Origin of the sequence: Microbacterium sp. LTA6, assembly GCF_045690355.1 — a bacterium.
GTDB lineage: Bacteria > Actinomycetota > Actinomycetes > Actinomycetales > Microbacteriaceae > Microbacterium.
The window spans coordinates 2,972,674-2,992,719 of the sequence record NZ_CP147855.1; the positions used below are offsets into that span (position 1 = coordinate 2,972,674).

General features: G+C 65.7%; 19 protein-coding genes. 16 read left to right on the forward strand and 3 right to left on the reverse strand.

Annotated features, from left to right (window positions below):
- Position 1: 1 nt before the first annotated feature.
- The 10 genes from LTA6_RS14065 (at position 2) to LTA6_RS14110 (ending at position 11,797) form a co-directional block, all read left to right on the forward strand.
- Positions 2-922: an RluA family pseudouridine synthase gene (locus LTA6_RS14065; RefSeq protein WP_341974368.1), complete on the forward strand. Its 921-nt coding sequence runs from the start codon at positions 2-4 to the stop codon at positions 920-922.
- A 188-nt stretch (positions 923-1,110) separates the two neighbouring features.
- Complete coding sequence (locus tag LTA6_RS14070; RefSeq protein ID WP_407358124.1) at positions 1,111-1,881, forward strand: polysaccharide deacetylase family protein; 771 nt, start codon at positions 1,111-1,113, stop codon at positions 1,879-1,881.
- Between the two features lie 14 nt (positions 1,882-1,895).
- Entirely contained in the window at positions 1,896-2,468 is a 573-nt protein-coding gene (locus tag LTA6_RS14075) for a GNAT family N-acetyltransferase (protein WP_341974371.1), read from the forward strand.
- 43 nt (positions 2,469-2,511) lie between these two features.
- Positions 2,512-3,117, forward strand: coding sequence for an RNA polymerase sigma factor (locus tag LTA6_RS14080; RefSeq protein ID WP_407358125.1), 606 nt, complete (start codon positions 2,512-2,514; stop codon positions 3,115-3,117).
- Positions 3,092-4,120 carry a hypothetical protein gene (locus tag LTA6_RS14085; RefSeq protein ID WP_407358126.1) on the forward strand — a complete coding sequence of 343 codons (1,029 nt, stop codon included), beginning with the start codon at positions 3,092-3,094 and terminating at the stop codon, positions 4,118-4,120. Before LTA6_RS14080 ends, LTA6_RS14085 begins: the two co-directional genes overlap by 26 nt.
- A gap of 69 nt (positions 4,121-4,189) precedes the next feature.
- Positions 4,190-7,702: a DNA polymerase III subunit alpha gene (dnaE, locus tag LTA6_RS14090; RefSeq protein WP_407358127.1), complete on the forward strand. Its 3,513-nt coding sequence runs from the start codon at positions 4,190-4,192 to the stop codon at positions 7,700-7,702.
- A 68-nt stretch (positions 7,703-7,770) separates the two neighbouring features.
- Entirely contained in the window at positions 7,771-8,976 is a 1,206-nt protein-coding gene (locus LTA6_RS14095; RefSeq protein WP_407358128.1) for a hypothetical protein, read from the forward strand.
- 2 nt (positions 8,977-8,978) lie between these two features.
- On the forward strand, positions 8,979-10,283 hold the full coding sequence (gene hisD / locus LTA6_RS14100; protein ID WP_407358129.1) for a histidinol dehydrogenase: 1,305 nt from the start codon (positions 8,979-8,981) through the stop codon (positions 10,281-10,283).
- Positions 10,284-10,293: 10 nt separating this feature from the next.
- Entirely contained in the window at positions 10,294-10,764 is a 471-nt protein-coding gene (gene nrdR / locus LTA6_RS14105) for a transcriptional regulator NrdR (RefSeq protein WP_341974377.1), read from the forward strand.
- A gap of 10 nt (positions 10,765-10,774) precedes the next feature.
- Complete coding sequence (locus LTA6_RS14110) at positions 10,775-11,797, forward strand: quinone-dependent dihydroorotate dehydrogenase (RefSeq protein ID WP_407358130.1); 1,023 nt, start codon at positions 10,775-10,777, stop codon at positions 11,795-11,797.
- Positions 11,798-11,859: 62 nt separating this feature from the next.
- Here LTA6_RS14110 and LTA6_RS14115 read toward each other — a convergent pair whose 3' ends face one another.
- A complete protein-coding gene (locus tag LTA6_RS14115; RefSeq protein WP_341974379.1) occupies positions 11,860-12,432 on the reverse strand; it encodes a DUF3043 domain-containing protein in 573 nt (190 codons plus the stop codon).
- 46 nt (positions 12,433-12,478) lie between these two features.
- Between LTA6_RS14115 and LTA6_RS14120 the strand changes: the two genes are divergently transcribed.
- The 5 genes from LTA6_RS14120 to LTA6_RS14140 all read left to right on the forward strand — a co-directional run bounded on the left by LTA6_RS14120 (position 12,479) and on the right by LTA6_RS14140 (position 17,554).
- Positions 12,479-13,906, forward strand: coding sequence for a dipeptidase (locus tag LTA6_RS14120; RefSeq protein WP_407358131.1), 1,428 nt, complete (start codon positions 12,479-12,481; stop codon positions 13,904-13,906).
- Between the two features lie 102 nt (positions 13,907-14,008).
- Positions 14,009-14,371 carry an iron-sulfur cluster insertion protein ErpA gene (gene erpA, locus LTA6_RS14125; RefSeq protein WP_341974381.1) on the forward strand — a complete coding sequence of 121 codons (363 nt, stop codon included), beginning with the start codon at positions 14,009-14,011 and terminating at the stop codon, positions 14,369-14,371.
- 96 nt (positions 14,372-14,467) lie between these two features.
- Positions 14,468-15,385, forward strand: a complete 918-nt coding sequence (coxB, locus tag LTA6_RS14130) for a cytochrome c oxidase subunit II (protein ID WP_341974382.1) — start codon at positions 14,468-14,470, stop codon at positions 15,383-15,385.
- A gap of 78 nt (positions 15,386-15,463) precedes the next feature.
- Positions 15,464-17,116, forward strand: a complete 1,653-nt coding sequence (gene ctaD, locus LTA6_RS14135; protein ID WP_341978393.1) for a cytochrome c oxidase subunit I — start codon at positions 15,464-15,466, stop codon at positions 17,114-17,116.
- Between the two features lie 3 nt (positions 17,117-17,119).
- Positions 17,120-17,554, forward strand: coding sequence for a cytochrome c oxidase subunit 4 (locus tag LTA6_RS14140; protein ID WP_341974383.1), 435 nt, complete (start codon positions 17,120-17,122; stop codon positions 17,552-17,554).
- Between the two features lie 56 nt (positions 17,555-17,610).
- Here the strand turns inward: LTA6_RS14140 and LTA6_RS14145 are convergent, their stop codons facing one another.
- Positions 17,611-19,095: an MFS transporter gene (locus tag LTA6_RS14145; RefSeq protein ID WP_407358132.1), complete on the reverse strand. Its 1,485-nt coding sequence runs from the start codon at positions 19,093-19,095 to the stop codon at positions 17,611-17,613.
- Between the two features lie 35 nt (positions 19,096-19,130).
- Here LTA6_RS14145 and LTA6_RS14150 point away from each other — a divergent pair, with 35 nt between their 5' ends.
- The gene (locus tag LTA6_RS14150) at positions 19,131-19,520 is read left to right on the forward strand and encodes a MarR family transcriptional regulator (RefSeq protein ID WP_341974385.1); all 390 of its coding nucleotides are present in this window, start codon (positions 19,131-19,133) and stop codon (positions 19,518-19,520) included.
- Positions 19,521-19,581: 61 nt separating this feature from the next.
- On the opposite strand, the gene LTA6_RS14155 is transcribed toward LTA6_RS14150, so the two are convergent.
- Positions 19,582-20,001 (reverse strand): rhodanese-like domain-containing protein, encoded by a 420-nt coding sequence (locus LTA6_RS14155; RefSeq protein ID WP_407358133.1) that lies wholly within the window; start codon positions 19,999-20,001, stop codon positions 19,582-19,584.
- Positions 20,002-20,046: the final 45 nt, after the last annotated feature.

The following is a 20,046-nucleotide window of genomic DNA, read 5'->3' on the forward strand; positions in this document are numbered from 1 at the left end:
CGTGGAATCCCGTTCCCTTCCCGTCCCCGACGGTTTGGACGGTACGAGGGTCGACGCTGCGCTGGCGAAGATGCTCGGTTTTTCGCGCACCTTCGCCGCTGACGTCGCCGCCGCCGGTGGTGTGCAGCTCGATGGAGTGACGCTCGACAAGTCCGATCGTCTGCGCGGCGGTGGCTGGCTCGAGGTCGAATGGCAACCGAAGGAGGAGCCGCGGATCATTCCGATCCCGGTACCGGATCTCGGCATCGTCTACGACGACGACGACATCGTCGTGGTCGACAAGCCCACCGGCGTGGCCGCCCATCCGTCGCTCGGCTGGGAGGGGCCGACCGTCGTCGGCGCTCTGGCCGCCGCAGGCTTCCGTGTCGCGACCAGCGGTGCGCCGGAGCGCCAGGGCGTGGTGCACCGGCTCGATGTGGGGACCAGCGGGCTCATGGTGGTCGCGAAGACTGAGACCGCCTACACCGCGCTGAAGCGCGCCTTCAAGGAGCGCACGGTCGAGAAGATCTACCACGCGGTGGTTCAGGGGCATCCGGACCCGCTCGTCGGCACCATCGATGCGCCGATCGGGCGACACCCGAATCACTCCTGGAAGTTCGCGGTGATCCCCGACGGCAAGCCGTCGGTCACGCACTACGAGACGCTCGAGGCCTTTCCGGGGGCATCGCTCCTGGAGATCCACCTGGAAACCGGCCGCACGCATCAGATCCGCGTGCACATGGCCGCGCACCGGCATCCGTGCGTGGGCGACCCGCTGTACGGTTCCGACCCGACGATGGCAGCCAGACTCGGCCTGACACGGCAGTGGCTGCACGCGCACCAGCTCGCCTTCCACCATCCCGCCACCGGCGAGTGGGTGCAGTTCGAGTCACCGTATCCGGCCGATTTCCGTCACGCGCTCGACGTGCTCCGCGGGGAATAGCGAACGCCCCCTTCTCTCTCTCCTGGCACCCGCAGCCGGTGCGCTAGCGTGGATGCGCCGCTGAGGGGGAGGCGCTTGTGAGACGACCCATTGACCGACGTACCGCACTGCTCGGAGTCCTTGCGCTCGGACTGATCGGGTGTGCTCCGCGTCCGACTGTCCCGTCAGAAGTTGCTGTTCCGACGCGGATGCCGACGCCGACGCGGATGCCGATGCCGGTGTCGACTCCGACGCCGACTCCGGTGCTGCCCGATCCCGTTACGATCGCGGCACGACACCACGGTCTCGTGCCGTCGTCGTGGGGGATGCACCTGCCTGGCGTCGTGTCGGAGCTGGTGAACCCGACGGACGAGCACGGAGCGGCACGGGTGGCGCTGACCTTCGACGCGTGCGGAGGATCGGGCGGTTCGAACGTCGATCACGCGCTGATCGATGGTCTGCGCGCCGCGACGGTGCCGGCGACGCTGTTTCTGAACCAGCGCTGGGTCGAGACCCATGCGGAGCTGGCGGCAGAGCTCGCGGCGGATCCGCTTTTCCTTCTCGCGAACCACGGCACCGGGCACCATCCGCTCTCGGTCACGGGCGCGGCCGCGTATGGGATTCCGGGAACAGGGTCCGCGGCAGGTGCGGTCGACGAGGTGTGGAGCAACCATCAGGTGCTCACAGAACTCGTGGGGCATCCTCCGCGCTATTTCCGCGCAGGCACAGTGCACTACGACGATGTCGCGGTGCGGATCGTGCACGAGCTCGGCGAGATACCGATCGGGTTCAACGTCAACGGCGATGGCGGTGCCAGTTATTCCGCAAGCGCGGTGCGCCACGAGTTCGGGCGGGCCGCCGCTGGAAGCATCGTTCTGGCGCATATGAACCGGCCGGACGGCGGAACCGCGGCAGGAGCGCTGGCAGCGATCTCCGATCTGCGGGCCTATGGTGTTCGATTCGTCCACGTGGACGCCTGACGGAGAATGGCCTCATGAACATCGAAGTGCGCCCGGCGACCGCGTTCGACGATGTCGCAGCGCTCGTGGGACCGAAGAAGCCGACGTCGAATGTGTGCTTCTGTCTGAGCTACCGCATCGGCAGCAAGGAGAACGTGGCGCTCATCGGTGAGGACCGCGCGAACCGCGTCCGTGAGCTGTGCGCGCAAGATCCACCGCCCGGAGTGATCGCGTACCTCGACGACGAGCCGGTCGGCTGGGCGGCCGTGCATCCGCGGCGAGACACGAGCTTCGCGCGGAACCGATTGATCCCGCATGTCGACGACCTCGACGTCTGGTCGCTCTGGTGTTTCCGGGTCCGTCCAGGGCATCGGAAACTCGGGCTCATGCACGCCCTGATGGACGGCGCCGTCGCGTATGCCCGGGAACGCGGTGCCCCGGCGATCGAGGGATACCCGGTGGACAACGACGGGGCGAAGGTCAATCAGACCATGATGTATGTCGGGACACGCGCCATGTTCGAACGTGCGGGCTTCGAGAAGGCGGCTGACACCGGGTCAGTGATCGACGGTTTCCCTCGCGTGCTCATGTGCCTCGACCTCTCGTGAAAGAAATCGTGAACCGCTTCTCGATTCTGGCGCAATACATAGTGTGAGCACAGACAGCGAGATCATCACGCGGTCGGTCGACGAGCCCGGAGCATTCTCCGAGATCTTCGAGCGGCACGTGCGTCCCGTGGGCGGGTACATCAGGCGCAGGGTTGGGGCGAATGCCGTTGACGACGCACTCAGCGAGACGTTTCTTGTCGCTTTCCGGCGTCGGGCATCGTTCGACGGGAGATGGGAGTCCGCGCGGCCGTGGCTGCTCGGCATCGCGACGCGGGTAGTGAAGAGTCACCGCGCCGCAGAGGCCAGGCAGTGGCGAGCGTTCGAGGCGTCGGCATCGGCTGATTCAGTTGCCGTGGAGACGCCGCATGCGGCATCCGACTCCCGGCTCGACGCCGACGCGGCCTTGAGGGAGTTGGCGCCGCGAATCGCGGCGCTGGCCACACGCGACCGGGACACCCTGCTGCTGCATGCCTGGGGCGACCTCTCTTATGACCAGATCGCGGAAGCTCTCGGTGTGCCTGTCGGAACGGTGCGGTCGCGACTGAACCGCGTCCGTCGAAAGCTCGCACCTCCCGGTTCGCACGGTGCGACCCGGCTGACCTGGATGGCGAAGGAGGAGAGCGATGCAGCTTTTGGAACGAGTTCGTGAGATCGGTGCCGACGAGGCACCAATCGACGACGAGAACATCAACATCGCGCGGATGTCGCTGACACGGGAGATTGAGAGACGCACCCTGCCTGCCATCCGCCGACGCAGGCGTCGGTGGATGGGTATCGGCATCGGCGGGCTGGTAGCCGGAACCGCGATGATCGCGATCGTCGTCGGGTCGGTGCTGGCGCCGCCGGCACCGCCGAGTGCTTCCGCTGCCGAGGTGCTGAATGCTGCGGCAGAGGCGACGCTCACGGCGACGGTCCTCGATCCTGCTCCAGGTCAGTACATCCGAATCCAGGAAGTCTCTACGCAGCGTTTGGGCTGGCGATCGGATGAAAGCAGTCCTGACGGTGGTTATTGGGACAGCAACGAATCGGTGACCACGGCTACGATACGTCAGTCGAGATCGCTCTACGTGCCGGCGGATCGCTCCGGCGATTGGGTCGAAGACTATGGAGAATCGACGGAACTGCTGGAGATCTCGGGGCCCGAAGCCCTGCAGGCGGAGGGTGGTCTCAGTCAGCTCGAGTACAACGTCAGGGTCGACGTGTATCCGGGCGGCCTGTATCGCGAGCCGGATGCGCTTGACCCGAACACGCAGTTCCATCGCAACGCACTGGAGTGCTACTACAGTGAGATGCCCCGTGACCCAGGTGAGCTCGTCGCGTGGCTCGAGAACTACTCGTACATCTATCTTTCTGAGTGCGCGCCGCCCCGGCTCGGCGAGCCGATTGACTTCAACCTCGCCCCAGCCGACCTCCGCGCCGCAATGTTCCAGGCGCTCGCTCTTGTTGACGGCGCTCGCGTGGAGCGCGTCGACGGTGACATCACGACGATCGCTTTCCCCGAAGGTGGCGAGAGCAACTGGATGCAGACAGTCGATGTCGACACCTCGCAGGGGCTGATCGTCGGTCGCGGCAACCTCGACGACGATCGGTGGTCCAGTCGGATTCACGTAACCGTCGTCGACGAGATTCCTGTATCCGTGCCGATTCAGTAGCTCGGGCATCCACCTCACGACCGCCGACACCGACCTGCGGTGTCGGCGGTCGAAAGTAGACTTGAACCCATGGCATCCGACTCTTTCGTTCACCTGCACGTGCACAGCGAGTACTCGATGCTGGACGGTGCTGCGCGGGTCGGGCCGCTCATTCAAGAAGCGGTGAAACAGGGGATGCCGGCGGTCGCGGTGACCGACCACGGCAACACCTTCGCCGCTTTCGAGTTCTACAAGACCGCGAAGGATGCCGGCATCAAGCCGATCATCGGCATCGAGGCGTACGTCACCCCTGGCACGCACCGCAGCGACAAGACGCGCGTGCGGTGGGGATCGCCCGAACAGCAGCGTGATGACGTCTCCGGCTCCGGTGCGTACACGCACATGACCCTCCTCAGCGAGACGACGGAGGGTATGCACAACCTCTTCCGGCTCTCGTCGCTGGCGAGCATGGAGGGGTACTACTTCAAGCCCCGCATGGACCGCGAGATCCTGCAGAAGTACTCCAAGGGACTCATCGCCACGACCGGCTGCCCGTCGGGGGAGATCCAGACCCGACTGCGCCTCGGCCAGTATGACGCGGCACGTGCCGCTGCGGCCGAGTTCCAGGATCTCTTCGGCAAGGAGAACTACTTCGCCGAGATCATGGACCACGGCCTCTCCATCGAGCGCCGGATCATGACCGACCTGCTGAAGATCGCGAAAGATCTCAGCATCCCCCTCGTCGGCACCAACGACCTCCACTACACGCACCAGCACGACGCCACCAGCCACGCCGCTCTCCTCTGCGTGCAGTCCGGCTCGACACTCGACGACCCGAACCGCTTCAAGTTCGACGGCGACGGCTACTACGTGAAATCCGCGGCCGAGATGCGCCAGATCTTCCGCGACAACCCCGAGGCCTGCGACTCCACGCTGCTCATCGCCGAGCGCTGCGAGGTCGAGTTCAACACCAGTGCGAACTACATGCCGAACTTCCCGGTGCCCCAGGGCGAGACCGAGGAGAGCTGGTTCATCAAGGAGGTCGAGCAGGGCCTCCAGATGCGCTACCCGCACGGGATCCCGGATGACGTGCGCAAGCGGGCCGAGTACGAATCGGGCGTCATCACGCAGATGGGGTTCCCGGGCTACTTCCTCGTGGTCGCCGACTTCATCAACTGGGCGAAGAAGAACGGCATCCGCGTCGGCCCCGGCCGCGGTTCCGGTGCGGGGTCGATGGCTGCCTACGCCATGGGGATCACCGACCTCGACCCGATCGAGCACGGACTCATCTTTGAGCGGTTCCTCAACCCGGACCGCGTCTCTATGCCCGACTTCGACGTCGACTTCGATGATCGTCGACGCGCCGAGGTGATCCAGTACGTCACCGCCAAGTACGGAGACGAGCGCGTCGCCCAGATCGTCACCTACGGCACGATCAAGGCGAAGCAGGCGCTGAAGGACGCCGGCCGCGTTCTCGGCTTCCCGTTCAGCATGGGGGAGAAGCTCACCAAGGCGATGCCGCCGGCCGTGATGGGCAAGGACATGCCGCTGGACGGGATGTTCGACCCGAAGCATCCGCGTTACAAGGAGGCCAGCGAGTTCCGGGTGGTCATCGAGACCGATCCCGAGGCGAAGACGGTCTTCGACACGGCGTTGGGCTTGGAGAACCTGAAGCGTCAATGGGGCGTGCACGCCGCCGGCGTCATCATGTCATCCGACCCGCTGATCGACATCATCCCGATCATGAAGCGGGAGCAGGACGGTCAGATCGTCACGCAGTTCGACTACCCGTCGTGCGAGTCCCTCGGCCTCATCAAGATGGACTTCCTCGGGCTGCGAAACCTGACGATCATCTCCGACGCCCTCGCGAACATCAAGCTGAACCGCGACGAGGACCTGGTCCTCGAAGAGCTCGCCCTCGACGACCAGGGGTCCTACGACCTGCTGGCCCGTGGCGACTCGCTCGGCGTGTTCCAGCTCGACGGCGGTCCGATGCGCTCGCTGATGCGACTGATGAAGCCCGACAGCTTCGGTGACATCTCGGCGCTCATCGCCCTGTACCGACCGGGTCCGATGGGTGCGAACTCGCACACCAACTACGCGCTGCGCAAGAACGGCCTGCAGGAGATCACCCCGATCCACCCGGAGTTCTCCGAGTCGATCGCCGACATCCTCGACGAGTCCTACGGCCTGATCATCTACCAGGAGCAGGTGATGGCGATCGCGCAGCGGGTGGCAGGCTTCTCCCTCGGCCAGGCCGACATCCTCCGTCGCGCGATGGGCAAGAAGAAGAAGTCCGAGCTCGACAAGCAGTACGAGGGCTTCCAAGCCGGAATGCACGCGAACGGCTACTCGGATGGTGCGGTGAAGGCGATCTGGGACGTCTTGCTCCCCTTCTCCGACTACGCCTTCAACAAAGCGCACTCGGCCGCCTACGGCGTGATCTCGTACTGGACGGCGTATCTCAAGGCGCACTATCCCGCGGAGTACATGGCTGCGCTGCTCACCAGCGTCGGCGACTCCAAGGACAAGATGGCGCTGTACCTCAACGAGTGCCGCCGCATGGGCATCAAGGTGCTCCCGCCGGACGTCGGTCAGTCCATCAACTTCTTCGCCGCCGTCGGGGAAGACATCCGCTTCGGTCTCGGCGCGGTGCGCAACGTCGGCAGCAACGTCGTCGACGGCATCGTCCAGGCTCGCCAGGAAGAGAACTTCGCCTCGTTCCACGACTTCCTGGGCAAGGTTCCACTGCACGTCGCCAACAAGCGAACCGTGGAGTCGCTGATCAAAGCGGGAGCGTTCGACTCACTCGGGCACACCCGTCGCGCACTCATGGAGATCCATGAGGACGCTGTGGAGCAGATCGTCCTCGACAAGCGTCGTGAGGCCCACGGCGAGGTCGGCTTCGACTTCGACAGCCTCTGGGATGAGCCGCAGCACGATGCGAAGGTGCCGGATCGGCCGGAGTGGACGAAGAAGGACAAGCTCGCCTTCGAGCGCGAGATGCTCGGGCTCTACGTCTCCGATCACCCGCTCGCCGGACTCGAGGTGCCGTTGGCGAAACATGCCTCGATCTCGATCCACGACCTGAACAACTCCGAGGACATCCAGGACGGCGAGCAGGTCACCGTCGCTGGCCTCGTCACCAGCGTTCAGCACCGCGTGGCGAAGTCGAGCGGCAATCCGTACGGCATGATCACCGTCGAGGACTTCAACGGAGAGGTCACCGTGATGTTCATGGGCAAGACCTACACCGAGTTCCAACTGGTCCTGCAGCAGGACTCGATCCTCGCGGTCCGCGGACGCGTGTCGCGCCGTGACGACGGGCTGAACCTGCACGCACAATCCGCCTTCGCACCCGACGTCGGCTCGTTCGATGCGGCCGGACCGCTTGCACTCGTGCTGGCGGAGCAGCGCGCGACAGAACGCGTCATGAACGAGCTCGCCGAGGTGCTGCGTCGGCACTCCGGAGAGACCGAGGTCGTCTTGCGCGTACACCGCGGCGGCACCGCGAAGGTGTTCGAGGTGCCGATGCCGGTCAAGGTGACAGCCGACCTGTTCGGTGACCTCAAGTCTCTGCTCGGGCCGTCCTGTTTGGGATGACCGGGTAGTATCGGGACGCGTTGGGAGCGCGGAAAGACCCCGCCGCGCACCGCGACGAAAGGACCACTATGAGCACCGACCAGCCCGAGTTCACCGACAGCGAGAGCGAAGCGTTCATCGAGGACGGCGTGCTCTATGACGAGGAGGTCACTCCGGAGTACGGCATCCTCGGTTTCACGCTTCGTGAGCTGCTCATCGTCGCCGCATGGCTTGTCGCCTTCGTCGTCTCGTTCTTCCCCCTCGTCGGTGAAGCGTCGATCTGGGCGGTGGGGATCCAGTGGATCCTGCCGATCGGCCTGCCGACGGTCGCGGTCTTCCTGCTGGTCCTGCGCCGATTCTCACCGGACGGCATCCGTCGGGTCGGTTCGCTCGGTATCGATCAGTTCGCCTCTGTCGCCTTCTCGGTCTCGGCGACGGTGTGGCTCGGCAGCCTGTGGGGAGCGGTGGCGGCCTCGATCGGGTACGGCAGCTGGACCCTGCCCTGGAACGGTGTGGTCCAGGTGATCGTCTCCTTGGCTCTCGTCGCGTTCACAGTCTTCGCGCCGATCATCCCTGGCCTCAAGGAGGACTTCCAGGGGCGCCTCGTCACACTGGCCCACCGGAACGCGAATCCGGTTCGTCCCGTGATCGCCCGCCCTCGCCCCGTTGCTCCCGAGCACGCCCCTGAAACTTCCGGCGCGGCCGTCGCCGAGTCGGATTCGGCCACGGCGGATGCGCCGCAGAACGAATCGGCCACCATGGTGCTCGACCTCGAACTGTCGGGTGAGCACACGACGGATGAGATCCTCCGGGCCGACTTCGCAGGTCAGGTGCCCCTCGCCGCTCACGCCTCCAACGGCGGCACCGGGACCGAGGAGACCACCGCGGCTGACACATATGCGCCGTCCTACTCGCGACGGTCGCGGGGACAGGATGCCGATTGGGCTGAAGCGGTCGAGAACGACGAGCACGACGCCGCGGACGGCTTCGACGCTCTCGTCGAGGAGCTTTCCGAGCCATCCGCCGGCCACGATGCGGATCCCGCAGCCGATCTGGATGACGCCACCGATCTCGACGCGACGAACCCGCGCGAGTCGGCACCCGCTGCCCAGCCGTTCTGGATCCTCGCGCCGACCGAGCGCGACGTCCACGACGAGCGCGGTGAGACGCTCTTCCGGATCGGTCCCGGCGCGTGGGCGCTCGTGATCGAAGACCGAGGCGGCGCCTACGTGGTGCGGCACGACGATGGTCGGATCGGCTACCTGCACGACCTCGCAGACATCGCGAAAGGCTGAACGTGCGCACCATCGACCTTCGAGGGCGCGAGCTCTCGCCCGCTGACATGCTCGCGGCCGTGCCGCGCGCCACACAAGCCCGTGCCGAGGCGCTCGAGGCGGCCACGCGCATCGTCGACGACGTGCGCGAACGCGGTGAGGACGCACTGCGCGAGCAGGCCGGGCGCTTCGATCGAGTCGTCGGCCACGCCGTCCGCGTTCCGGCGGAGCACATCGATGAGGCCCTGGCATCCGTCGACCCGATCGTGCGCGCCGCCTTCGAAGAAGCGATCAGCCGCGTGCGGCAGGGATCCGCAGCGCAGGTTCCGGCTGCCCAGACGACCGACATCGGCGCGGGTGCGCGGATCACCCAGCGCTGGCAACCCGTCGGCCGAGTCGGGGTATACATCCCCGGGGGCAAAGCGCCCCTCTCCTCGAGCGTCATCATGAACGTGGTTCCTGCGCAGGTCGCCGGCGTCCAGCAGATCGCACTCGCATCGCCGCCGCAGTCCGATCAGGACGGGCGGGTCCACCCGACTATCCTCGCTGCCGCCGGTCTCCTCGGCATCACCGAGGTCTACGCGATGGGCGGCGCCGGTGCTGTCGGTGCCTTCGCGTGGGGCGTGCCGACCATCGGCCTCGATCCCGTCGACGTCGTCTCCGGACCGGGCAACAACTACGTCGCCTCGGCGAAGCGTGCCGTCGCCGGCGTCGTCGGCACGGATTCCGAGGCAGGCGCGACCGAGATCCTCATCGTGGCCGATGCCGGCGCCGACCCGCGTCTCATCGCGGCTGATCTCATCAGCCAGGCCGAGCACGACGAGCAGGCATCGGCCGTGCTCGTCACGGACTCGCCCGAACTCGCGGCGCAGGTCGTCGTCGAGGTCGAACGGCAGGCTGCGGCGACACGACACAGTGTCCGTGTCGCAGCGGCGCTGGACGGTCCGCAATCGGCGATCGTGCTGGTCGATGACCGGGCGATGGCGACCGCATTCAGCAACGCCTACGCGCCCGAGCACCTCGAACTTCACCTGTCGGATGCGCGAGAGGCGGCGGCGGCCTTCACGAGCGCCGGTGCCGTCTTCGTCGGCGACCAGACCCCGGTCAGTCTCGGCGATTACATGGCCGGCAGCAATCACGTCCTGCCGACCGGTGGCCAGGCGCGCTACGCTCCTGGCCTCGGCGCCTACACCTTCCTGCGCCCCCAGCAGGTGATCGAATACGACCACGCGGCTCTCGCCGCGGTGCGAGAAGGTGTGGTCGCGCTGGCGAACGCCGAGATGCTCCCCGCGCACGGCGAAGCGATCGAGGCCCGCTTCACGGCGTAGGTTAGACGACATGCATTGCCCCTTCTGCCGGCATCCGGACTCCCGTGTGATCGATTCGCGAACGAGCGATGACGGGCTCTCGATCCGCAGACGCCGTCAGTGTCCGGAATGCGGCGGGCGGTTCACGACGACGGAGACCGCGAGCCTGAACGTGATCAAGCGATCAGGCGTCATGGAGCCGTTCAGTCGCGAGAAGGTGATCGCAGGCGTCCGCAAGGCATGTCAGGGGCGTCCGGTCACCGAGGCTGATCTCGCGATCCTCGCTCAGCGCGTCGAGGAGGCCGTCCGGCAGACCGGGGTGTCGCAGCTCGACACGAACGAGATCGGGCTGGCGATCCTCGGCCCACTGCGCGACCTCGACCGTGTGGCCTATCTGCGCTTCGCGAGTGTCTACCAGGCCTTCGACTCTCTGGACGACTTCGAGAGTGCGATCAGCGATCTGCGCCGGGACCACGCGAAGTCCGAGCCCGACGAACGGTAACCTGGCAGGGATGTATCCGCTGCTCTTCCGCGCCGTCCTGTCGCGCTTCGACCCCGAGTTCGCCCACCATGCCGGCATGGCGGTGATCCGCATCCTCGGCGTGCCGCCGTTCTCCTGGGCGACTCGTGCGCTGACCCGCCCGGATCCCGCGTTGCAGGTCGAAGCCCTCGGGCTCGTCTTCCCCTCGCCGTTCGGCATCGCCGCCGGGTTCGACAAGAATGCCGTCGGAGTGCGCGGTCTCGCAGCCCTGGGGTTCGGCCACGTCGAGGTCGGCACGGTGACGGCGATCCCGCAGGAGGGAAATCCCAAGCCGCGACTGTTCCGGCTGATCGCGGATCGTGCCGTCATCAACCGCATGGGCTTCAACAATGCGGGAGCGGATGCTGCGGCACGCCGCCTCGCAGGGCTGCGTCGGGGTGCGCCCGACACGGTGATCGGCGTGAACATCGGCAAGAGCCGGGTGGTCGAGGTGGAGGACGCCACGGCCGACTACGTCGCATCCGCAATCACACTCGCTCCGTTGGCCGACTATCTTGCCGTCAACGTGTCCTCGCCGAACACCCCCGGTCTCCGTGGCCTGCAGGCTGTGGAGACGCTCGCGCCGCTGCTGCGGGCGGTGCGTGCGGCAGCGGGGGAGACCCCACTCCTGGTGAAGATCGCTCCCGACCTTCCGGATGACGAGATCACCGCTATCGCGCAGATGGCTGTCGCCGAAGGTCTGGCCGGCATCATCGCCCACAACACGACCATCAGTCGCGACGGGTTGAACACAGACGCAGCGACGGTCGAAGCGGCCGGAGCCGGCGGTCTGTCCGGCGCCCCGCTGAAGGAGCGGTCGCTGCAGGTGCTCCGCGTCGTCCGCGCGGCGGTGCCTGAGGAGTTCTGCGTGATCGCCGTCGGCGGTGTCGAGACGGCCGACGATGTGCAGGAGCGATTGGATGCCGGGGCCACTCTCGTGCAGGGTTACACGGCGTTCCTCTACCGAGGCCCGTTCTGGGGCCGCGAGATCAATCGCGGGCTGCGCCGCGGTTGAGTTCTGACGAGAAAAGCCTCATGCTCCCGGGAGCATGAGGCTTTTCTCGAAGACGAGGCGAGTCAGGCCGGGTAGTTGCCGCGCTTGACCTGCGGCTTCGGAAGGCGCATGAACCGCATCTGGAGCGCACGCATGGCCGCGTACCAGCCGAGGCCCTTCTCCAGGCGCTCCTTGCCGAACTTCTCCGCAGCCTTGCGCTTCACGCGCAGGCCGAGCAGGATCATCCCGCCGACGGCGATCAGCAGATACGCCATCATCACGATGTACGCGTAATAGGCGATCGCGAGGTTGGCAGGGGCGAGGGACGCCAGGATGACGAGGACCATCACGGCCATCACGAACTCTGCGGGGTGCCAGCCGGCATCCACGTAGTCACGGACCCAGCGGCGCTGGGGTCCCTTGTCGCGGGGCGGCAGGTACTTGTCCTCGCCGGCGGCCATTCCGGCCTGCGCGCGTGCGCGGCGCTCGTTGAGCTCAGCGCGAGCCGCCGCCTTGGCCTCCTTGGTGTTCGCGACAAGGGGACGGCGGCGGGCCGCCTCCTGCTGCGCACGGGTGGGCGTCGCGCGTCCCTTTCCGACGGCGGGCGTCTCAGAGGCGTCGTCGTTCGTCGATGGGGAGGCAGGGGTATTGGCCACGAGGTTCCTCGGTTCGCTACAGGGGGTTCGCCTTAAGATTACTCGCATGAACTCTCCTGCCCCTTCCAGCGAATCAAATCCGTCTCCTGCCGTCGATCCGGCGATCGCCGAGGCCGTCGCAACCGGCATCCCTGCGGCGCTGGCCGATCTGGGCGATCTCGTCCGGATCCCCGGCATCGCGTGGCCCGCATTCGATCAGACGCAGCTGGAGCGCAGCGCCGCCGCCGTCGCCGCGCTCGCGACCGGAACCGGGGTGTTCGACGAGGTACGCGTGCTGCGGGCCGCGATCCCGGGTACCGACGAGCACGGCCAGCCGGCGGTGCTGGCGACGCGCGCCGCGCGCAACGGCAAGCCGACGATCCTGCTCTACGCGCATCACGACGTGCAGCCTCCCGGAGACGACGAGCTCTGGGAGACCCCGCCGTTCGAGCCGACGGTTCACGATGGCCGTCTCTACGGACGAGGTGCCGCCGACGACAAGGCCGGAATCATGGCGCACATCGCTTCGCTGCGGGTTGTCGCAGAGGTGCTCGGCGACGATCTGGAACTCGGCGTGTCGATGTTCATCGAGGGGGAGGAGGAGTACGGCTCCCGCTCGTTCGCCCAGTTCCTCTCCGACAACAAGGAGGCGCTGCGTGCCGACGCCATCGTCGTCGCGGACTCGGGCAACTGGGATTCGGTCACTCCCGGCTTGACCGTCTCTTTGCGGGGGAACGCCCGATTCACGATGCGCGTCCGCACCTTGGACCACGCTTCCCACTCCGGGATGTTCGGCGGCGCCGTTCCGGACGCGATGATGGCGACGGTGAAGCTCCTGTCGACCCTGTGGAACGAAGACGGCTCCGTCGCCGTCGAGGGAATGACGGAGCGGGATGCTCCGACTCCGGACTACACCGAGGAGACGCTGCGGGATGAGGCGGGTCTGCTGCCGGGGACGTCGCCGATCGGCAACGGAACCATCCTCAGCAGGATCTGGAACAAGCCGTCGATCACGGTGATCGGCATCGACGCGACGAGCGTCGCGGCAGCATCCAACACGCTGCTGCCCGAGGCGACGGTGGTGATCAGCGCGCGCGTCGCACCGGGGCAGTCCGGTGAAGAGGCGTACGAGGCGCTCCAGCAGCACCTGCGCGCCCACGCGCCGTACGGCGCGGAGCTCACCTTCACGGATGCCGATCTCGGCAACGGCTTTCTTGTGGACACCAGCGGCTGGGCAGTCGCGCTGACCCGTGATGCGATGCGCGACGGCTATGACGCGGCTCCCGTCGACCTCGGTGTCGGAGGGTCGATCCCGTTCATCGCCGACCTCGTCCGGGAGTTCCCGGAGGCCCAGATCCTCGTCACCGGCGTCGAGGATCCGCACTCCCGCGCGCACAGCCCGAACGAGTCGCTGCACCTCGACACGTTCCGCCACGCGGTGACGACCGAAGCGCTGCTGCTCACCCGGATGAACGAGATCACACTGCCGCTCTGAACACCCGGGCGTGGCTTTCCCTCGTCCTCGCCGTGTACACGGGTAGCGACGGTACAATCGATGGGAAAGCCGCGCCTGGCGCGGCCCGTCACAAGGAGCGACATGACCGACACCACACTGACTGCCGACACCACCCGCGCCCACGGCGTGAACCTGACCGAGGCTGCGGCCGTCAAGGTCAAGAACCTGCTCGAGCAGGAGGGCCGCGACGACCTGCGTCTGCGCGTGGCTGTTCAGCCCGGCGGATGCTCCGGACTCATCTACCAGCTCTACTTCGACGAGCGCTACCTCGAGGGCGATGAGACCGTCGACTTCGACGGCGTCGAGGTCATCATCGACAACATGAGCGTCCCGTATCTCGACGGCGCGTCCATCGATTTCAAGGACACGATCTCGGAGCAGGGCTTCACGATCGACAACCCGAATGCGGCCGGAAGCTGCGCCTGCGGCGACAGCTTCCACTGATTCTCGACCCCGTCCAACCTGCGTGGTTGGCATGAATCAGGTGTGAGGTTGCCCTAGACTTGAGGCGTGCCCTGTCCGCGATCTGAAAGGTGCATCGTGCCCTCGAAACACCGCCTTCGTTGGGCCGCCCTCCCCCTGGGAGTTGCGGCAGCTGTGGTTCTAGCGGGGTGTACCACCGCCCAGGAACACGGCTATCTCCCGGGCTTCGTGGACGGCGCTCCTGCCACCACCAACCAGGCAGATCGAGTGTCGTCACTCTGGGTGAACTCCTGGATCGTGCTGCTCGCTGTCGGTGTGATCACGTGGGGCCTGATGGCCTGGGCCGCGATCGCTTACCGCCGCCGCAAGGGCCAGGTCGGCCTTCCGGTGCAGCTGCGCTACAACATGCCGATCGAGATCTTCTACACGATCGTGCCGCTCATCCTCGTGCTGGGCATGTTCTTCTTCACCGCTCGCGATCAGACGGAGATCGAGGCGAAGTGGGACGACCCCGACGTCGAGATCACCGCGATCGCCAAGCAGTGGGCGTGGGACTTCCAGTACGACGGCGAGGACGAAGACGATTCGGACGCCGTCTGGACGATGGGCATCCAGGCGCAGCCCGATAAAGAAGGCAACATCGACCAGTCGCAGCTGCCGACTCTGGTGCTCCCGGTCGATCAGAAGGTCACGATCGACCTCCAGTCCCGCGACGTCATCCACTCCTTCTGGATCATCGACTTCCTCTACAAGAAGGACATGTACATCGGGAAGGACAACTCCTGGTCCTTCATCCCGACGCGCGTCGGCGAGTACGAGGGCAAGTGCGCCGAGCTCTGCGGCGAGTATCACTCGATGATGCTGTTCAAGGTGAAGGTCGTCGAGCAGGACGAGTACGACGCATACGTCGAGTCTCTCCGCGAGAAGGGCAACACCGGCAGCATCACCGATGCCTATGACCGTCTCGGCAACTTCCCGGGCACGGGACCGTCTGACTCCGGGGAAGAGTCCCACTCCGAGGAAGAGGGAGAGTAAGCCATGTCGACCAACTCTGAATCCGGCGACGCTCACCGCTCCCGTCCGTCTGCACTTCCCGCCCGCCAGGCTGCTCTGATGAGCTCCTCGCGTGTGGAGCAGAAGGGCAACATTGTCGTCAAGTGGATCACCTCCACAGACCACAAGACCATCGGGTACATGTACCTGATCGCTTCGGTGCTGTTCTTCCTCCTCGGAGGCGTGATGGCTCTCGTCATCCGCGCCGAGCTGTTCGCGCCCGGGATGCAGATCGTCCCGACGAAGGAGCAGTACAACCAGCTGTTCACGATGCACGGCACGATCATGCTGCTGATGTTCGCGACGCCGCTCTTCGCCGGATTCGCCAACGCGATCCTGCCGCTGCAGATCGGAGCGCCCGATGTGGCGTTCCCGCGTCTGAACGCCTTCGCCTTCTGGCTGTTCCTGTTCGGATCGACGATCGCCGTCGCCGGCTTCCTCACCCCGCAGGGCGCCGCCTCGTTCGGTTGGTTCGCCTATCAGCCACTCGCCGGCGCGACGTTCTCGCCCGGTGCAGGTGGAAACCTGTGGATGCTGGGACTCGGCATCTCCGGCTTCGGAACCATTCTCGGTGCGGTGAACTTCATCACCACGGTCATCACCATGCGCGCTCCGGGTATGACGATGTGGCGCATGCCGATCTTCTCGTGGAACACGCTGATCACGAGCCTGCTGGTGATCATGGCGTTCCCGGTTCTGGCCGCCGCGATCTTCGCCGCCGGTGCCGACCGCGTGCTCGGTGCGCACATCTACGACCCGGCCAACGGCGGCGTGCTCCTCTGGCAGCACCTGTTCTGGTTCTTCGGGCACCCCGAGGTCTACATCATCGCGCTGCCGTTCTTCGGCATCGTCTCGGAGATCTTCCCGGTGTTCAGCCGTAAGCCGATCTTCGGTTACAAGACCCTCGTCTACGCGACGATCGCCATCGCGGCGCTCTCGGTCGCGGTGTGGGCCCACCACATGTACGTCACCGGATCTGTCCTGCTGCCGTTCTTCGCGCTGATGACGATGCTCATCGCTGTACCGACCGGTGTGAAGATCTTCAACTGGATCGGAACCATGTGGCGAGGATCGGTGACGTTCGAGACGCCGATGGTGTTCGCCCTCGGCTTCCTGGTCTCGTTCGTATTCGGCGGTCTGACCGGTGTCATCCTCGCCGCCCCGCCGTTGGACTTCCACCTCAGCGACTCGTACTTCGTCGTCGCGCACTTCCACTACGTGGTCTTCGGTACCGTCGTGTTCGCGATGTTCGCCGGGTTCTACTTCTGGTGGCCGAAGTGGACGGGCCGCATGCTGAACGAGCGTCTCGGCTACGTGCACTTCTGGATGCTGTTCATCGGCTTCCACATGACGTTCCTCATCCAGCACTGGCTGGGCGTCGACGGCATGGTGCGTCGCTACGCGGACTACTCGGCCGCCGACGGCTGGACCTGGCAGAACCAGGTCTCGACGATCGGTGCGATCATCCTCGGCGCTTCGATGCTGCCGTTCTTCCTGAACGTGTGGATCACGGCACGCAAGGCGCCCAAGGTCACGGTCAACGACCCGTGGGGCTACGGTGCATCGCTCGAGTGGGCGACTTCCTGCCCGCCGCCGCGACACAACTTCACGTCGATCCCGCGGATCCGCAGCGAGCGTCCTGCGTTCGATCTGAACCACCCGGAGGCGGCGGAGTTCGCCACCACCGCGCCCGGCGAACGAGAGGTCCACTGAGCCATGCGTGACAATGTCATTCTCTGGTGGGTGCTGACCGCGTTCTTCGCGCTCGTCGGCGTGATCTACACCGGGTGGAACATCCTGGCTCACCCTGATCTCGAGATCGTGAACCGAATCGAGTGGGTCGGCACAGTCGCCCTGTTCTTCACCGCCTTCATGGGGGCGATGATCGCGTTCTACCTGGATCGTACGCACGCTGCCCAGGGCGGCGAGCTGCCCGAGGACATCCTCACAGCAGACATCGATGACGGTGACCCGGAGCTCGGCGAGTTCAGCCCGTGGTCCTGGTGGCCGCTCGTTCTCGCGGCGTCCGCGGCGATCTTCATCGTCGGGCTGGCCGTTGGCCACTTCCTCCTGCCGATCGGTCTTGCGATCTTCGTGGTCGCGATCGTCGGCTGGGTGTACGAGTATTACCGCGGTAACTTCGCGCGCTGATTTCCAGACATGAAGAAGGCCCCCGGATCTCTCCGGGGGCCTTCTTCATGTCTGGCTCAGATTGAGGCGTCCACCGTGCGGCGGCGGGTGAGCAGCACCGATGTGGAGGCCAGCAGGCCGATCACCGCGACGGCGATCACCAGATACAGCCCCGGGCGGTATGCGGCGATGCTGGTCGCCGTCGTAGCGCTGATAAGGCTGGTGGCGATCGCCAGGACGATCGCACCGCCGATCTGGCCCGATGTCTGCACCAATCCGGATGCCAATCCTTGCTCTTCGTCGGCGATACCCTCCGTGGCCTGGACCATGACCGCGGAGAAGCCAATCGCGAATCCCAGCCCCAGCAGGAGGAAGCTCGGCAGGTAGTCGACGAAGTACGCCGGGTCCGGACTGCCGCCCCGCAGGATGAACCAGAGGTATCCCAGTACGAAAGAGGCCATCGAGACGATGATCATCGGCGTGGTGCCGAAGCGATCGATGAAACGACCGGCGAACGGCGAGAGGATCGCGACGATGATCCCAGCCGGCGCCAGTGCGAGCGCCATCTGCAGAGGTGCCCAGCCGAGGGTGTTCTGGAGATACAGCGACACGATCGTCTGGAAGCTGATGTAGGAGCCGAAGATCGCCATGGCGGCGAGGTTGGCTCGTACGATCGATGTCACCTTGAAGATGCTGAGGCGCACGAGCGGGTGGCGCACCTTGCTCTCTGTCAGGAAGAAGGCACCCAGAAGGACCACAGCCACCACGAGCGTGACGATGACCCCGCCGGTGAAGCCCGTCTCCGGGGCGGTCACAATCGTGTAGACGGCGGCGAGCATGCCACCGGTGAGCATTGCGGCTCCGGCGAAGTCGATGCGTCCACGCTCGGTTTCCTGGGTTTTGGGAACCACGATGAACGCGGCGACCAGGACGACGGCGACAGCGACGACCGGGGCGAAGAAGGTCAGCCGCCAGTCGATCCCGGTCAGCAGGCCGGACATGATCAGTCCCGAGGCGTAGCCGGTCGCACCGAAGACCGTGAAGATCGACAGCGCTCTGTTGCGGTCGTGTCCCTGTTTGAAGGTGGTGGTGATGATGGACAGAGCCGCCGGCGCGGTGAAGGCCGCCGCGATTCCCTTGACGACACGGCTGGCGATGAGGAGGGCGCCGTCGTCGACGATGCCACCGACGAGAGAAGCGATCCCGAACACGACCAGGGCCGCCAGGAAGACGCGCCGTCGGCCGAGGAGGTCGGAGGCGCGGCCGCCCAGCAGAAGGAGGCCACCGTATCCGAGGATGTAGCCGTTCACGATCCACTGGAGGCTGATGGTGTCCAGGCCCAGCTCGGCGCCGATGGAGGGCAGCGCGACGCCGACCATGGAGACGTCGAGCGCGTCCAGGAACATGGCGAGTCCGGCGACGAAGAGGATGGCCCAGAGTTTGAGGCCCCATCGACGGTTGGTCGACGGGGAAGCTGTCGGGGGAGTGAGGTCTGTTTGCGTAAGTGTCACGTCGATCAACGTACATGCCTGTGCATTTGATGTCAACGCATTGAATGCCATGTCATTAAATGTGTGCACATGCTACGCTGATGCTCATGAAGTCGGCACCGGATAGCGATGTCTGCGTGAAGTGGTCCGAAACACTGCGCACCTACCACAATGCATCCTGCGAACTGGAGAGCGAACTCCAGTCGCAGCACGAGCTGGGACTCAGTGAATTCGAGGTCCTGCAGGCTCTTACCGTGCATGCTCAGCATGATGCGGATCCTCAGGTGAGGATGAAAGAACTCGAGACGGAGATGTATCTCAGTCAGAGCGCTCTGTCACGTACCGTGTCCCGCCTTGAGAAGGCGGGTCTCGTCGCCCGGGGCGAGTGCGATTTCGACCGGCGCGCCAGCTTCCTGATGCTGACGGACCGGGGGAGGGAACGCTGGAGCGCCGCGAGCCCCACTCACCGAGCCGTGCTTCAGAAGCACCTCGCCTGACCTCAATCCCGCGGGCTGCGGAGCCTCAACCGAGACGTGCGATTCTTCGGTGCGCGCACCGTCAGGCGCGAGTACGGACGCGCGGAATGCCGGTGAGCGGGTCGATGGGGCGATGGTGGGTGCCCTCGGCATCCTGCACCGGATAGCCCTCACGCACCCAGTACTCGAAACCGCCGATCATTTCGCGGACCTCGTATCCGATCTTCGCGAACTCCAGCGCGCCCTTCGCGCCGGCATTGCAGCCAGGGCTCCAGCAGTACACGACGACCTGTGCGTCCGCAGGGATCTCGACGGCGGCTCGTGAGGCGATCTCGCTGTAATGCATGTGAATCGCGCCGGCGACGCGCCCCTGCGCCCAGGCCTCGTCGGACCGGACGTCGATCACGACGATCTGCTCTCCGGCCTTCAGTGCCGCATGGACGTCACTGGCGTCGGTCTCGTAGGCGAGCTTGGCTGCGAAGAAGTCTGCACGTTCGATCATGCCTTCAGCCTATTGAGGAGCGTCATCGACGTCCGGCGCTGTGCG

Excerpts from the sequence above, each read along its gene's own strand:
- LTA6_RS14110 (WP_407358130.1), top strand. The coding sequence starts at position 10,775 with ATGTATCCGCTGCTCTTCCGCGCCGTCCTGTCGCGCTTCGACCCCGAG.
- LTA6_RS14145 (WP_407358132.1), bottom strand. The coding sequence starts at position 19,095 with ATGGCATTCAATGCGTTGACATCAAATGCACAGGCATGTACGTTGATC.
- LTA6_RS14085 (WP_407358126.1), top strand. The coding sequence starts at position 3,092 with ATGCAGCTTTTGGAACGAGTTCGTGAGATCGGTGCCGACGAGGCACCA.
- LTA6_RS14150 (WP_341974385.1), top strand. The coding sequence starts at position 19,131 with ATGAAGTCGGCACCGGATAGCGATGTCTGCGTGAAGTGGTCCGAAACA.
- LTA6_RS14140 (WP_341974383.1), top strand. The coding sequence starts at position 17,120 with ATGCGTGACAATGTCATTCTCTGGTGGGTGCTGACCGCGTTCTTCGCG.
- LTA6_RS14095 (WP_407358128.1), top strand. The coding sequence starts at position 7,771 with ATGAGCACCGACCAGCCCGAGTTCACCGACAGCGAGAGCGAAGCGTTC.
- LTA6_RS14120 (WP_407358131.1), top strand. The coding sequence starts at position 12,479 with ATGAACTCTCCTGCCCCTTCCAGCGAATCAAATCCGTCTCCTGCCGTC.
- LTA6_RS14070 (WP_407358124.1), top strand. The coding sequence starts at position 1,111 with ATGCCGACGCCGACGCGGATGCCGATGCCGGTGTCGACTCCGACGCCG.
- dnaE (WP_407358127.1), top strand. The coding sequence starts at position 4,190 with ATGGCATCCGACTCTTTCGTTCACCTGCACGTGCACAGCGAGTACTCG.
- nrdR (WP_341974377.1), top strand. The coding sequence starts at position 10,294 with ATGCATTGCCCCTTCTGCCGGCATCCGGACTCCCGTGTGATCGATTCG.
- ctaD (WP_341978393.1), top strand. The coding sequence starts at position 15,464 with ATGAGCTCCTCGCGTGTGGAGCAGAAGGGCAACATTGTCGTCAAGTGG.
- LTA6_RS14075 (WP_341974371.1), top strand. The coding sequence starts at position 1,896 with ATGAACATCGAAGTGCGCCCGGCGACCGCGTTCGACGATGTCGCAGCG.
- erpA (WP_341974381.1), top strand. The coding sequence starts at position 14,009 with ATGACCGACACCACACTGACTGCCGACACCACCCGCGCCCACGGCGTG.
- LTA6_RS14155 (WP_407358133.1), bottom strand. The coding sequence starts at position 20,001 with ATGATCGAACGTGCAGACTTCTTCGCAGCCAAGCTCGCCTACGAGACC.